General features: G+C 58.4%; 11 protein-coding genes and 2 pseudogenes. 10 read left to right on the plus strand and 3 right to left on the minus strand.

Annotated elements, in window-relative coordinates:
- Nucleotides 1-133: 133 nt before the first annotated feature.
- Nucleotides 134-877, minus strand: a complete 744-nt coding sequence (locus WBP07_RS27570; protein ID WP_395335142.1) for a hypothetical protein — start codon at nt 875-877, stop codon at nt 134-136.
- A 183-nt stretch (nt 878-1,060) separates the two neighbouring features.
- Nucleotides 1,061-1,726: a MucR family transcriptional regulator gene (locus WBP07_RS27575; protein WP_395398155.1), complete on the minus strand. Its 666-nt coding sequence runs from the start codon at nt 1,724-1,726 to the stop codon at nt 1,061-1,063.
- A gap of 421 nt (nt 1,727-2,147) precedes the next feature.
- On the opposite strand from WBP07_RS27575, the gene WBP07_RS27580 reads away from it, so the two are divergent.
- The 8 genes and pseudogenes from WBP07_RS27580 to WBP07_RS27615 all read left to right on the plus strand — a co-directional run bounded on the left by WBP07_RS27580 (nt 2,148) and on the right by WBP07_RS27615 (nt 11,898).
- Nucleotides 2,148-2,786, plus strand: a complete 639-nt coding sequence (locus tag WBP07_RS27580) for an SOS response-associated peptidase family protein (protein WP_395398156.1) — start codon at nt 2,148-2,150, stop codon at nt 2,784-2,786.
- Nucleotides 2,787-2,889: 103 nt separating this feature from the next.
- Complete coding sequence (locus WBP07_RS27585; RefSeq protein ID WP_395335136.1) at nt 2,890-3,339, plus strand: LexA family protein; 450 nt, start codon at nt 2,890-2,892, stop codon at nt 3,337-3,339.
- A 3-nt stretch (nt 3,340-3,342) separates the two neighbouring features.
- A pseudogene (locus WBP07_RS27590) lies at nt 3,343-3,573 on the plus strand (type VI secretion protein ImpB); the annotation flags it as partial.
- Between the two features lie 57 nt (nt 3,574-3,630).
- Nucleotides 3,631-4,644: a tyrosine-type recombinase/integrase gene (locus WBP07_RS27595; protein ID WP_395398157.1), complete on the plus strand. Its 1,014-nt coding sequence runs from the start codon at nt 3,631-3,633 to the stop codon at nt 4,642-4,644.
- Complete coding sequence (locus WBP07_RS27600; protein ID WP_395398158.1) at nt 4,637-6,796, plus strand: tyrosine-type recombinase/integrase; 2,160 nt, start codon at nt 4,637-4,639, stop codon at nt 6,794-6,796. The genes WBP07_RS27595 and WBP07_RS27600 overlap by 8 nt, the downstream gene beginning before the upstream one ends.
- A gap of 626 nt (nt 6,797-7,422) precedes the next feature.
- A complete protein-coding gene (locus tag WBP07_RS27605) occupies nt 7,423-9,438 on the plus strand; it encodes an ATP-binding protein (RefSeq protein WP_395398159.1) in 2,016 nt (671 codons plus the stop codon).
- Between the two features lie 716 nt (nt 9,439-10,154).
- Nucleotides 10,155-10,934: an alpha/beta fold hydrolase gene (locus tag WBP07_RS27610; RefSeq protein WP_395398160.1), complete on the plus strand. Its 780-nt coding sequence runs from the start codon at nt 10,155-10,157 to the stop codon at nt 10,932-10,934.
- Between the two features lie 166 nt (nt 10,935-11,100).
- A complete protein-coding gene (locus WBP07_RS27615) occupies nt 11,101-11,898 on the plus strand; it encodes a helix-turn-helix domain-containing protein (RefSeq protein WP_395398161.1) in 798 nt (265 codons plus the stop codon).
- Nucleotides 11,899-11,978: 80 nt separating this feature from the next.
- On the opposite strand, the gene WBP07_RS27620 is transcribed toward WBP07_RS27615, so the two are convergent.
- Complete coding sequence (locus WBP07_RS27620; protein ID WP_395398162.1) at nt 11,979-12,605, minus strand: MSMEG_1061 family FMN-dependent PPOX-type flavoprotein; 627 nt, start codon at nt 12,603-12,605, stop codon at nt 11,979-11,981.
- Nucleotides 12,606-12,688: 83 nt separating this feature from the next.
- Here WBP07_RS27620 and WBP07_RS27625 point away from each other — a divergent pair.
- Both WBP07_RS27625 and WBP07_RS27630 read left to right on the plus strand, forming a co-directional pair.
- Nucleotides 12,689-12,937: pseudogene (locus WBP07_RS27625) on the plus strand (AraC family ligand binding domain-containing protein); the annotation flags it as partial.
- Between the two features lie 123 nt (nt 12,938-13,060).
- Nucleotides 13,061-13,462 (plus strand): helix-turn-helix domain-containing protein, encoded by a 402-nt coding sequence (locus tag WBP07_RS27630; RefSeq protein ID WP_395398257.1) that lies wholly within the window; start codon nt 13,061-13,063, stop codon nt 13,460-13,462.
- Nucleotides 13,463-13,624 lie beyond the last annotated feature (162 nt).

Genomic DNA, 13,624 nt, shown 5'->3' on the forward strand with positions numbered 1-13,624 from the left:
TCGTCCGTAAGCTGACAAATGCGACCGCTTCGCGGACGCTCCTGTCCTCTATTCGGCGACGTCTCGATAATCCCTCTCGATCCCGGCGCTTCCCGGGTTGGGAGACTTTCCGCGCAATTTGTGCATGGTCGCTTCAGTTTTTGGAGCCGTTGATCCTGGTCTCGGAAGTGCCGGACGTCGCAGGGAGACTATACCGGTAATCTGCGCGGGGGATCTGCAGGACGCCGCCCGAGCGCCTCGCTATGAAAGCCGCCTTGCTGTCGGTGACGAGCGTGATGCCTTCGATGGCGTCCGGACCATAGAGCGCGCAAGGGCAGTTGTCGGATTTCAGAGTCTTCCGTTCATTCTTTGCGCGCTGGGCGCCAAGTTCCCGAGCGGCCGCAGGGAAAGTGAACATCGCCGCTTTCAGCGCGATACCAACGGTGATGATGGCGACGAGGAGAAAGGTCATGGCGTAGACTTCGCGCAGCGAGGGCTCGATGTGGAAGAACTTGCGCGCGCGTTCCGGATCCGAGCTGTACTTTTCGACGAGATGCTTGATGAAGCCATACACGATCAGCACCAGCAAGATCGCAGGGACCGCCAGCGCGTAGAACTTGGTGCTCTCGGCCGATGCAAGCACGATTTCCAGCCCTTTTGTCGCCAATCTCGTACTTGGCAGGCTGAATGTTCCTTCGGGAAGCCCGAACCCCTGTCCGTAGCTGTCGTAGTACTGCACGCCGAGATAACTCAGCCACGCATAGCCCGTACTACCCAGGAGGAGGTGGATCGCGCCTAGGACCAGGGCCGTGAGTGTCAGCTCCTGAAGTCCCAGAAGACTGGTCAGGGAGAACGGCGCTTTTGTGTCGCTCGGAGTGGGTGTTGTGGGGGCAGACATCTGTAGCTTCCGGTTTTGGTGCAATCGGTGCGCACCGCTTCTGGAAAGTCATGCCTTTGATGCAATAGGAAAAATTTACCCACCGACGGATTTGGCCATCGGTAAGCGCAGTTCGGTTCCGGCTGGCGCCTGGAGTGCGGGAGCAAAGTACTGCGGCCCGCACTCCAGACGAGGTACGCGCTGTTATTCGGACGGCGCCGCATTGGTTGCCGACTTCGGCTTTCTCGCAGTCTTGCCGCCGGTGGCCGCCGTTTTCGCGGGGGCTTTCTTGGTCGGAGCCTTATCGGCCGGCGCGCTCGCGGAAGGCGCAGCAGCGTCTGCAGGCGTGTCGCTGGGAACGGGGGCGGAGTCGGGTGCCGCATCGGCGACTGCGGAGTGTGCCTTCTTGGCCTTGACCTTCACGCCCTTCTTGCGCCCGAGGCCGATCTCCTTTGCAAGCGCCCGCCGGCGCTCGGCATATTCCGCCGCGACGAACGGATAGCTCGCAGGCAGATTCCAGCGCGCCCGGTAATCCTCGACCGAAAGCTGGTGGTCGGTGGTGAGGTGCCGCTTGATCGTCTTGAACTTGCTACCGCACTCGAGGCAGACGATGCCATCCGGCTTTACCGAAGCACGCACGGAGACTGCGGGTGTAAGCGATTCCGGCTGCGGCGCAGGAGCTTGTCCAAGGGACGCCAGCGATCCGTAAACCGCCTCGATCAACTGGGGAAGCTGCGCTGCGGGAATCGAATTATTGCTGACATGCGCGCTGACGATGTCAGCCGCCAGCGTAAGTAGAGCTTGGTCTGCCATGACGTATTTACGTGCCCGAATTTCTTTTTGTGGGCGTTTCGTTTCGTTCATTGTCATCGCGGACGCAAGCGGGATTGCAGGCAATGCGGATCAATTCTTTCCCTCGCCGTGATCCCGATCCCGCACCGTTTCCCAAACCGCTCATGTGGCCCGGCATTGAAAGCGGTGTGATCGGACAGTGCTTCTCCCGAAGTCCAGACGGCCGCCAATACGCCGCTGCCGCTTCCGGGACTGAGGCCACGATATCGATTGCCCGCCGTCCGCCTCCACAACGCGTACCCCTGGCCTCCTCGTCCTTTTTGGCGGCGTGCAGGCAAGCGTTACGAATTGGGTCAGGGACTACGGGCGGTGACCGGCGTCTTCGGCGCCGCCGCCCATATACGGTACTGCCGCAGGCATGATAGGTTCGAGTGCCGGGCGGGTCATTGGGCAGGCTTGGTCGGTACGGGCAACAGCCACGGCAGAGGAGAGGGCCGCCATGTGCAATCGAGCCAGAATGCGCGGTGAGCCGGAAACCCTGTTCGGCTCGGCCGCCCACCTGTTCACCGAGCGTCCGCGTGACAATCGCTTCGATCCGCAGGAATTGCGGCCGAAAGGACGCAGCTATGTGATCCGCGAAGAGGGCGAGATGCGCGGATGGGATATCATGACCTGGGACGTGCTCGGCGGAAAGGCGGCCTGGCCGATGACCAATGTGCGCCAGCTCTCGCTGCCGCAATGGCGCCGGCTCGCGGAGAAGCCGGAAAACCGCTGCATCGTGCCGCTCACCGAATTCTGCGAGTTTACGCCGGAAAAGCACGATCTCGGTGATGGCAAGCCGCCGCTTAAGGGCGAGATGTGGTTTGCAGTCACCGACCAGCCGGCGTTTGCCGTTGGAGGCTTCTGGCAAAGGACCGAGACTGGCAACGGCTTCACCATGGTGACCTGCGATGCCAATGCACTGGTCGCGCCTATCCACCCGAAGGCCATGGTGACCATCCTCGATCCAGGTGACGTGACGACCTGGCTGCGCGGCAGCTACGACGAGATCGTTTCGCTGCAGCGGCCCTACGATCCAGCAAAGATGGTCGTGAGAGGGCCGATATTCCCGACGCGGCAACCCCAAGCGGAAATCTGAAAAGCGTGATTTAACAGCGGGTTGATCGGTTTACCCGTCGAAATTGCTCCGTCGTCGTTTTCTTATGTTCCCAATATGTTCCGAATCGCGTTATTGGGACGGCATGTCTTCCGGCTTTGCCTTGCCCCCTTCGATTCCTCTGCCGCTCGGCGAACTGCCGCGTGAGTGGTGCCTTCGCGTTATAGGCGCAGCCGGCGCCGGCTTTCCCTCGCCGGCCCAGGACTGGGAAGAATCCGCGATCAATCTCGTAGAGCTGCTCCGGCTCGATCGCGCTGCCAGCTTCGTATTCCGGGTGAGCGGGCAGTCCATGGTCGATGCGGGGTTGTTCGATTCCGATGTCGTTGTGGTCGACAGGGATGCCAAGCCCGTGAACGGGCGCATCGTCATTGCCGTGGTCGATGGCGGTTTTGTCGTTCGCCAACTCTGCTTTCGCCACGGTGTCCCGATGCTCGAGGCGCGCAATAGCCGCATGCACTACGAGCCGGTCGTGGCGGACGAGACCGTGGAAGTCTGGGGCGTCGTGCGCGCGAGCGTGCGCAACCTTCAGGCTTAGCCCATGACCTGGGCCATCCTCGACATCGAGAACTTCTACTGCAGCGCTGAGCGCGTCTTCGATCCTTCGCTGCGCGGTGTGCCGCTCATCGTGCTCTCGAACGGGGACGGCTGCGCCATCGCGCGCTCGGCTGAAGCCAAGGCGCTCCATATTCGCATGGGCGCGCCCATGTTCCAGATCCGCGATGCGGTGGCGAGGCACGGCATCCAGTGCCGTTCCTCGTCCTACGAGCTCTAGTAAGTTAGGTGGAATGCCTGCAGCCATGGTATGCTCGGCGGGCGGAGGAACGCCATGCGGTTTGCCCCATCGTTGCAAATACCTCTTGTCCGGTATCCCCTGCTGGCCGAATGGCTCGAACTGCTCGGCAACCTTGGCCGCGCTCCGGCAACACTCGATGCCTATGCCCGAGGGGTCAGCCATTTTCTGTCGTATTGTGAAGTCGTAGGTGTCGCCGCGTCCACGGCCACACTCCCGGATCTCGCGCACTATATTCGATCATTGTCGGAGGGGGCGGAGCGCATCGCCAATGCTTCGCTGCACCAACGACTGAGTGCCATTCGACTGTGGTATGACCATCTGATCTACCAAGGCTTGCGCTCCAACAATCCGCTGCCCCGCGGACATTTATCGGTTGCGCGGCATATATCCGAGCATGCCGGCTTCAGCCGCGGACTTGTTCCCCGCCTCGTCAAGCTTCCCTCCGTCCCTACTGATCCGCAATGGGAGCGCATTCTTGCTGTTGCCGCCCGCGACACTGTGCGCAATCGGCTGATGCTGGCGCTAGGCTATTATGGGGCGCTACGCCGCCAGGAACTGACATCGTTGCGCACCAGCGATCTCGATTTCGCGCATAGATTGGTGACGCTGCGTGCCGAGACGACGAAGAGCAAGCGGGCGCGGATCGTCGCCTACAGTCCCCAGGTCGCGCCAATGCTGACCTCTCACCTTCATGCTCTCGCACGGATCGATGGTCGGGCCAGCCCGCTGTTTCGCTCAGACTCGGATCGTAATCGCGGCGCACCACTATCGATCTGGTCGTGGAGCAAGATTGTTGCCCGTTGGGCCAACCATGCCAAGGTTGAAAATTTCAGCACGCACAGCCTGCGGCACTTACGCCTCACGCACCTGGCACGGGCGGGCTGGCGCCTCCATGAACTTTCCTCCTATGCTGGCCATGCCGATCCTAAGACGACTATGGTCTATCTGCATATTGCCGGCGCCGATCTCTCGCAGCGCATGGCCCGGTCAATCGGTCACATTGATGCGCGAGTTGGCACTTGCCTGTTCGGTCCATTCCATGACTGACGTCGCATTTAACAATGTCTATGCCGCGTTTGATCCATCGCCCTATGGCCTTGTGGGCGCACTGACGGATGACGAGATTGCGGCTCTGCATCGTCGGCGAAAAACGCCCTTTGTGGACTTCGAGCGCTCGGCGCCACGTCTTGTCGCTCCACTGCTGGCAATCGCGCAGTGGGGAGACGTGTCCGAGGCCAAACGCGAAGCAAGCATCATGTCCATCATGGAAGCGGTAGTGCGCGAGAAACTTGCCTACTGGCAATGGGATAAGGCGGCGTGGCTCGCCGTGCTCGAACGAACAACAGGATCACGCCCGTTCCTTACAGCTATCGCTTATCACCTTGGGGGTCTTCGCGAGGTGAGAAACCTCGCCACTTTCCGCCATTCTGGTGTGTATGCCCGAGCAATCTTCGGCACCGGCATCTTCTGGCGTGAGCACAAGAGGCTCGCGTCAACATTATGTTCGCTTGGCTATGCGCAACGAACGCTCGACATGTTCCTCGCCAGTGTGCTCGGGCATCTCATGCTCGAGAACGGAGATCCCCGGTTGGAGACCTTCACGGTCGATCTCCTGCAAAAAGGGCAAGGCAGCCGAAATGGCGGCGTGGCGCGCGCGGTCGGCAAAGTTTCGAATGGGCTGGCCGCCCTGGGCATCATCGAAACCCCGCTGCGCATGCGCAGCTACGTGGGATGGAAGGACAAGAGCAACGAAGGTGTGCCGAAGGAGTGGGCACAATGGTGCGCTCGCTGGCGCGACACATCAACCTTGCGCCCTAGAACTCGCGAAACGAACTACGGGTTTGTCCTTCGCGTTGGCCTTTGGCTCGCGAAAGAGCAGCCACAAATTCAGTCGCCGGCGGACTGGGACGCATCGACGTGCGCGATCTTTCTTGCTGCTGTGGACCGGATGACCGTGGGCGAATGGTCGCTCGATTCCGCACCGCAGCGCAGGGCCAAAACGCATGGAATGCCGATCGCCGCCAATTCCAAGCGGACGTTCCTCCACGCGATGCGGCGCTTTTTCATCGACATTGAACTTTGGGGATGGATCTCGCTGCGGTTCAGCCCCCGTTACCACTTAGCGACGCCCAAGGCGGTGACTTTCAACAGCGGCGTCAAACCGCGCGTGATCGATGAAGCCATGTGGCTGCGGCTGATCTGGGCCAGCCTCAATCTCGAACAGGACGACCTTCTATCCGAACAATGGTATCCTTTAGCATTGATCCGGGCTCTCGCTGTTGTTTGGACGCATTGCGGCCTCCGACAAAATGAGGTGGTGCGACTCGCATTGGGTTGCGCCAAGGCGCAGGCCGATGACATCGTTAACGAAGACGGCAGTACCGTAACGGCGGGTACGCTGTGTTATCTCGAGGTTCCCGCCAGTAAGACCTTTCGCGCCTATGTGAAGCCGGTCTCTGCTGTTGTAAAAGAACGCATTGATGCCTGGGCAGCGCAGCGTCCTGCTGACCAGGCGCCGCTCCTCGACGAACGAACCGGCGAGCGCGTCAATTTCCTGTTCCAGTACCGCGGTCGCCGGGTGGGCGTATCGCTGATGAACAAGACGATCATCCCGATGCTGTGTGCGAAGGCCGGACTACCGGCGAGCGACAGCATGGGGCCGATAACCAGCCATCGTGGCCGGGCCTCGGCCTTGACGGCGCTCGCCAGCGTTCCCAAGGGCATGTCACTGATCGAGCTCATGGAGTGGTCGGGGCATACTTCACCTACCTCGACGATGCACTACATCCGGGTGCGGCCTACGCGTTTGGCAGCCTCTTTCGCACAAGCCGATCACATGGCGCATATGGTGGCTGTCCTCTTCGATCATGACGCCATCGCGCGCAAATCAGACGAGCCCTATGCTTTCTACGATCTAGGCGATTCCTACTGCTCAAATCCCTTCTGGAGCGCATGCCCGCATCGGATGGCATGTGCGGGGTGTGATTTCAATGTTCCTAAGGCAAGTGCTCGGGCTCAAGCTCTGGAAAGCCAAGCCTCGATCCGCCGCTATCTCGAGGAGGTTCCTCTGAGCGTCGAAGAGCGTTCGATAGTTGAAGGAGATGCAGAGAAAATTGCCGCATTCATTGGGAAGCTGAATCGCGTAGCTACGCCAGACGGTCGCACCCCCGCCCAGATAGATTTGCAGCGGCGCCGCTAACAGTAGGTTTAAACCGCGCCGGGATTGGGGTGGTTCAGAGTGATCATTGCCTCCTGCCGGGTTTGGCGATAAGATCGAAGGACTCCTGGGAGACTTCTCACCCACTGGAGGTTTTGGCGCTAGTCTCCAAAGAGGCGAACGTGGGCGGTGAGGAATTTGGCGATTGCCGCCGCCCTACCATGGACGATAGGCGCAACATGAAAAATAACTCAAACGTACGCTGACACAGTTGAGCGCGGGGTACGGCTTGCTCAGGTTTCCCTAAAGCCGACAAACTCGCAGGATTTGCGGCACTCCCCACGATAGCAACGGCGCGTCACCGCACGATTTAGCCGCACCTGTCGAAAGCGCGCCTTTCGACAGGCCAATGGCAGCGCCTGCCGGAGCCAGGCAGCAGCGGACGTTTCGCTCACACTGGAACCAGTCTTTCTAGAGATGGACATCTGCCGGCTGATTACGCGCCCATGTCAGCTGTTCGAAACTCCTGAAATCCATCGTTCTTACCCTTCTCGATCGGGGGCGAATAAGCTATCTCCTCGGCGGTTGGGCCTCCGTTGTACCTGGCGCAGCCGATGATTGTGGTGATGTCGAAATCTCTTTAGGGGTTTGAGGACGTGGGAGATTTCATGCCTGAGAGCACAACTGAAGAGTTTGAGTTTAGCTTGGCCGGCCGCGTGCGAAACTTAGGTTTTGCTCCATCCCCCTTGAACGCGCTTTTTCCGCTGTTCGAAGCGATCGCTAACGCGTTGCACGCAATCGAAGCTCGATGGGATCGCGATGCCTCGCGCGACGGCCGCATCGTCGTGAAGGTACTGCGTGGAGATGGCGGAGACGAGAATCCCCCGGTGTTGGGCTTTGTCGTCGAAGACAATGGAGTTGGCTTGAACTCTGACAATTGGAAAGCTTTTCGCACTGCTGACACCGCTAGCAAGATCAATCGCGGTGGTAAGGGCGTAGGCCGGTTATCTTGGCTCAAAGTGTTTAAAAACACAAGCGTGGCCAGTAGTTTTTCTCAAGGTTCGGAAGTTCTATACCGGACGTTTGACTTCGCTCTTAAAGAATCGACTTCCACCCCCCTACATAACCATTCAATCAGTTCTGGTAGTGACGCGTCGAAAATCGGAACAAGAATTCACTTAGAGCCTTATGTTGACGCTTATAGCGTCCATTGTCCTCGTAAAATTGAAACGATAGCGGCTCAGATCATCGGTCACTTCCTTAGAAACTTCGCCAGCTACGAAGTGCCGAGCTTCATACTTATCGACGGCCACGAGAAAATTAATCTTCTGGATTTCTACAGCGAGAACGTGGAATCCGAAGTAGAGGAAACACTGTCAGTGGAAATTGCTGACGGCGCCGACCCAATCGTAGTTGATGTCTACCACATTCTCCTGAAAAAGGGTTTGCGCCTCCATGAAGGCGCTAAGCATTGGTGCTTATATGTTGGTGATGGAAGAGTAGTCAAAGACGAAAAGATTGATAATCAACTCGGTGTTGGATACGTTGGCGAGAATGGCGATTGCGTGTATATCGGCTTAGTGGCCGGAGATTACCTCAGTAGTCATGTAAATCAGGAGAGGACGAATTTCACCTTCGCCGATAGCGACTATCGCACTCTGCATGCCTCGACGGTAGTAGCGGCTAAGTTGCATCTTGCGCCATATATCGACGCAGTGCGGGCTAAACAGTCGGAGACGACTTTACGTGTTATTAGGGAAAACCCACAATTTCTTGCTATCGCGAATGATGTTCCGGCGTTCGTAGAAGAACACCTTTCTCTTAACGCTAAATCAGAAGAAGACATATACCTTGAGCTCGCTCGGCAACGTCGGCGCAAACAGAGGGAAACCAAGCGCGAGATCAGGGCTCTATCTAACACAGACGGTGAAGATATTGATGAGCGTGTCCAAAAGCTTGCCAGCGCAATCAATATGGATAAAAAGGCTTCGTTAGCGGAGTATGTTATCAAGAGAAAAGAAATCCTTGATCTTCTTGATAGCTCTTTGGCTTATGCTGATCCGGAATCAAGAAATTATCTGAGAGAGGAGATCGTTCACGATCTGATTATACCTATCCGATCGGATGGAGAATCACTCGATTATGAAGATCACAATCTTTGGGTTCTTGACGATCGACTTGCATTTTATTCTTATCTCAAATCAGACAAGCCGTTTAATACCTTCCTTACTGACACTGAAAGTCGGCGGGAGCCGGACGTGGCGGTTGTTTTCGATCGGTCGCTTGCTTTCGATAGAGAGGGGACGGATGAGCCGATCGTGATCGTGGAGTTCAAGCGGCCAGGCCGGACTGCCTATTCCCATGATGATAATCCGGTAACTCAAGTCCTCGAGTATGTTAATATAATGCGCAACGGAGGCGCTTTCAAAGATCGTACTGGACGTATTCGAAAGCCTATCCCTTTAAGCACCCGGTTTATCTGCTTTGTAATTGCCGATTTCACACCAAAACTGCTGGAAATGGTGTCGATATCTATTGCTCAGAATAAGAGCGCTGATGGCGAAGGATATTTCGGATTTTCTCCCATCCACAACGCGGTTGTAGAGGTGCTGCCTTACAACAAGCTTCTCCATGATGCGCGCTTGAGAAATGAAGCATTTTTCGCTAAACTCGGTCTTACCTGAGCCAAGTGTCGGTTCTCCCTAATAAGCGGCTTCTGAAATGGCGAAAACCGTCGGCCCTTCACCCTGTCCGGAGTATGTCTCGAGCGGGAGTACGAGAAATCTGCCAAAATCGACGCAGCGGCGAGCTGAAGATTTTGCATGAAGATGTCGAAGTTAAACGGCCAGCAGATTGCGATCGCGCTGCGCCAAGCGCAGGTCGCAGCCGACTGATGGTGAGCCTTGGCTCGTTTTGAAGCCGATTGTAGCTCAACTGGGAACATCGCAGATGCCTTGTGATAAGAGCTCGCTGGTCACAATTATGAGCTTAAACTGCATTGCCGGACTCGCCTCATCCAAGCCGTCCGAAAGCGATAGGGTCACTCTTAGAATCGGACATTCGGATTCGACTGGGCCTGGGACGAAACTGCCGTTCCGAGCGGAATCCGAAAGCGTCGGCTTTAACCGTAATCTGCCGTTCGCTTCACCAGACGAACAGCACAAGACGGGCGTCGCTATCGCTCGTTTGCCGGGGCTGTACCATGATCTGACGCCCTTGCGGGTTTACATAAGGATCCGCGACAATCAGGCGCTCTGCGGCGCTCAACGTGAGCAAAACCCAGCTGGGAGGTTACATCACCGACTGCAGGATCGTTCAAGAACGACGGTTCATCCGTAGATAATCCATAGCCCTTCAACTAGCGTTGGCGACATGCCGCGCTACTTCCAGGAAGGCGAACATGATGACGGCAACTTCGATCTTAACCACTGCCGCGCTTGCAGCTGCGGCAGTCACTTCGTCGGGTGCTGCAGGAGCCCAGGCAGCCCCGCATCCGACCGTGGTCCTAGTTCACGGCGGCTTCGTCGATGGTTCCGGGTGGCTCGGCGTCTATCAGGAACTGAGAAATGATGGCTATCCGGTCATCATTGTTCAGAACCCGACCAACGCGCTCGCTGACGACGTCGCTGTAACTCGGCGCGCGATCGCCAGCGCTAAAAGCGACGTCATCCTCGTCGGCCACTCCTATGGCGGTGTCGTGGTCTCTGAAGCGGGCAATGATCCCAAGGTCTCTCGGCTCGTCTATATCGCCGCTTTCGCGCCCGACACAGACGAATCTGTCGCCACGCTGATTGCCGATCCCGCGCCCGGCGCTCCCGTTCCTCCGATCCTGCCTCCGGTCGACGGTTTCCTGATGCTCGATAAGGAGAAGTTCGCCGCTTCCTTTGCCGCCGACGTCGCATCCGAGAAGGCCCAGTTCATGGCGGATTCGCAGGTTCCTTGGGGCGTAGCAGCGCTCGAGGGCAAGGTCACGACGCCCGCATGGCGGGTGAAACCGAGCTGGTATCTGGTGGCTGGCGATGACAAGATGATACCGCCCGCGGCACAGAGGGCAATGGCAAGCCGGGCCGGTGCTACGGTCAGCGAGACTCCCGGTAGCCATGCCATCTATGTTGCAAATCCGAAAGCTGTCGCCGCCTTGATTGAACGCGCGGCTACCGCAACGCGGGCCAGTAAGTAAGGAAACCTCCGCTCGCCCGTGTCCTTGCGAGGCGAGCGGAATGGCGGGGGGGGGGGCGATGACAACATCTGGACGATTGGTCGAAGTCGCGACGGTACCGCTTGGCCTTTCCGCGCGAAGTGTGCTGACATTGCGTGCCCGCGCACTCTTTAAGTCCAGGCTCCTGATGGCCGAGGTCGACTATGGCGAACACGGCGTCGAGCAGAACGCCGAATTTCCGCGGTGGGTTGATGCATTTTCGATCGGAATTCGATACCGGCCTGAAGTCAGTGAAACGTCTGTTCACGGCAAACGGTTCGACTTCGACGCTCGCGCTGGGTTCACGCATGTCCTCTATTTGTCAGCCGTGGATTTCGTCGATTTCAGCTCCGCACGACATAGCATCGAAATGGTGCTGCCCCGTGCCTTCATGCGGCAGATCGCCGAGGATCTTGAAGTTCCTGCCGTAACGCACTTGGGCAACGATGCCTGTTTCCTCACCTTCGACCCCGTGCTGGTCTCGATGGCAAACCGCATTCGGCCCTATTTTGATGATCCCGACATGCTTGATGCCCTCTATGCCGACAGCTTCATGTGGGCCTTTGGGATCTACATGATGAGCCGTTACGGGGATCTCGCCTCCCACCGTCCGTTTGTCGGTGGATTGTCGACCTGGCAGGAGCGGCTTGCCAAGGAACTGATCGAGATTAACCTTGCGGATGGTATTGCTCTGGAGGAGCTGGCGCGATGCTGCGACCTTCGGGTCAGCCAGTTCGCTCATGCCTTCCGGCGCTCCGTCGGCTTGCCGCCTTACCAATGGCTGGTCCATCGCCGGGTAGCACGGGCAACGGACCTGTTGCGGGGCCGCCGCCTGAGCCTTGCTGAAATCGCGAACCAGTGCGGGTTCGCTGATCAGGCGCACTTCACTCGCGTCTTCCACAAACGGGTCGGGGTCGCTCCCGCAGTCTGGCGAAAGCAAAACTGATCCGCGGTCCGCGAGCCGAGGAATTCGGACGCTTGTTGCGATATTCGACGCCAGGCAATGCCGCAGGACGGCAGGCGATATCAGCCGTAAAGATCGTTGCGCATGGCATCGTCGTAAAAAACGTCCATGGCATCCGCGGCCGCCGCATCCTGCTGGTTCATCGCTGCGAGCATCTGTCCAGGCGTAGGCAAGGTGCGGCGATCGATCCTGGATTCAGGCGCCCACAATTTCGCCCGGTTGACCGCTTTGCCGCAGTGGAACAGCACCTCAAGTACAGAGACGATGATAGCCGTCTTTGGTGTCTTCTCACCCTCAGCAAGGCTCGCACACAGGGCGGCATCATCGGTGATCCGGCCGCGCCCATTGATCCGCATGAAGACGTCGAGGCCGGGAAAGATGAACAGCATTCCAAGACGATCGTCCTCGACCAGATTGCGCATGGACTCGATCCGATTGTTTCCCGGCCAGTCGGCGAATACGATCGTTTTGGCGTCCAGCACCCTGACGAAGCCTGCAGGTCCCCCTCTGGGGGAAGCGTCAAGGCCGCTTTGCCTCCCTGTTGCAAGGCAGAAGAACGTCGCCCTAGCGAGATACGCCCGGTGAAACGAGATCAGTTCGGGCATCACCGACTTCTGGATGTGCTTCAGAGGCGGATCGTAAAGCCGGTCCAAGTCAGGCGTCGGGGATGAAGGGCATTGCTGAGTCAAAGGAGGTCTCCTGTTCCACGAAGCTAGCGCACTTGGCGCGGCGGCGCTAAGCTATGGCGGTCATTCCATAGCGAGTTACCGCCATGATCGAGGACAGGTTTGCCCTTGCGGCGAGCAACGCGCACGAGCCCGTTATTATCGCCATTTACGAAACGCAGGCGGAGTACCGGCAGCTTGGGATGCATCAGCATCCGCGCGGGCAATTGTCGGGTCTACGCCGGGGTGTACTGACGATGGGCACCGATGCAGGCACTTGGGTCGTGCCGGCGGATCACGCGGTTTGGCTCCCCCCGAGACAACCGCACTATGGCTACACCCATGGCGCAGTAGATGGCTGGAGTTGTTATATCGCCGAGTTGGCCTGTGGGCCTTTGCCCGACCGCCCCTGCACCATAAGGGCTTCTGGTCTACTCCGCGAGGCCGTGATCCGGGCTTCCCGATGGGAAGGGTGCGCCATGGACGAGGCTCAGGAGCGCATAGCCCTGCTCATCCTAGATGAACTACGGGCTGCTCCTGTCGAGGCATTCAGCCTGCCGATGCCGCAGACCCCGCCGCTGCTTCGCATCGCACGCGCCCTGTTGAATGATCCGGCCGATCGCCGGAGTATGGACGCCTGGGCTTCGTGGGCCGGCGTCTCGGACCGGACCCTCAGCCGTCGCTTCGTCGCCGAAACCGGCTATAGCTATACCGCCTGGCGCCAACGGGCGCGGCTCATGCGCGCGCTGGAAATGCTTGCCGAAGGCGCTGCGGTGACGACTGTTGCGCTTGATCTCGGCTACGATAGTGTCAGTGGTTTCATCGCGATGTTCAAGCGGATTTTACGCGTGACGCCGGCAACTTACTTCGACAGAGGCTAAGCTAGCAGATGCTCTGATCACTCGCCTTTTACTGCAGTTATCGCGTCGCGAGTGGCTGGTTCCGGCGTGAGCCGACGTTTCCCCCTCCGCATCGGAACGGCGTGTGTTGGTCGCGTGCCGCCGGAAATAGAGCGCCGCATCGTGGGGACAGAGCCGTCGTCC

The organism is Novosphingobium oxfordense (assembly GCF_044029435.1).
Lineage (GTDB): Bacteria > Pseudomonadota > Alphaproteobacteria > Sphingomonadales > Sphingomonadaceae > Novosphingobium.

Bases quoted from the DNA above. Each gene is read 5' to 3' on its own strand.
- WBP07_RS27630 (WP_395398257.1), top strand. From the start codon at position 13,061: ATGGACGAGGCTCAGGAGCGCATAGCCCTGCTCATCCTAGATGAACTA.
- WBP07_RS27605 (WP_395398159.1), top strand. From the start codon at position 7,423: ATGCCTGAGAGCACAACTGAAGAGTTTGAGTTTAGCTTGGCCGGCCGC.
- WBP07_RS27615 (WP_395398161.1), top strand. From the start codon at position 11,101: ATGGCCGAGGTCGACTATGGCGAACACGGCGTCGAGCAGAACGCCGAA.
- WBP07_RS27610 (WP_395398160.1), top strand. From the start codon at position 10,155: ATGATGACGGCAACTTCGATCTTAACCACTGCCGCGCTTGCAGCTGCG.
- WBP07_RS27595 (WP_395398157.1), top strand. From the start codon at position 3,631: ATGCGGTTTGCCCCATCGTTGCAAATACCTCTTGTCCGGTATCCCCTG.
- WBP07_RS27570 (WP_395335142.1), bottom strand. From the start codon at position 877: ATGTCTGCCCCCACAACACCCACTCCGAGCGACACAAAAGCGCCGTTC.
- WBP07_RS27585 (WP_395335136.1), top strand. From the start codon at position 2,890: ATGTCTTCCGGCTTTGCCTTGCCCCCTTCGATTCCTCTGCCGCTCGGC.
- WBP07_RS27600 (WP_395398158.1), top strand. From the start codon at position 4,637: ATGACTGACGTCGCATTTAACAATGTCTATGCCGCGTTTGATCCATCG.
- WBP07_RS27575 (WP_395398155.1), bottom strand. From the start codon at position 1,726: ATGACAATGAACGAAACGAAACGCCCACAAAAAGAAATTCGGGCACGT.
- WBP07_RS27580 (WP_395398156.1), top strand. From the start codon at position 2,148: ATGTGCAATCGAGCCAGAATGCGCGGTGAGCCGGAAACCCTGTTCGGC.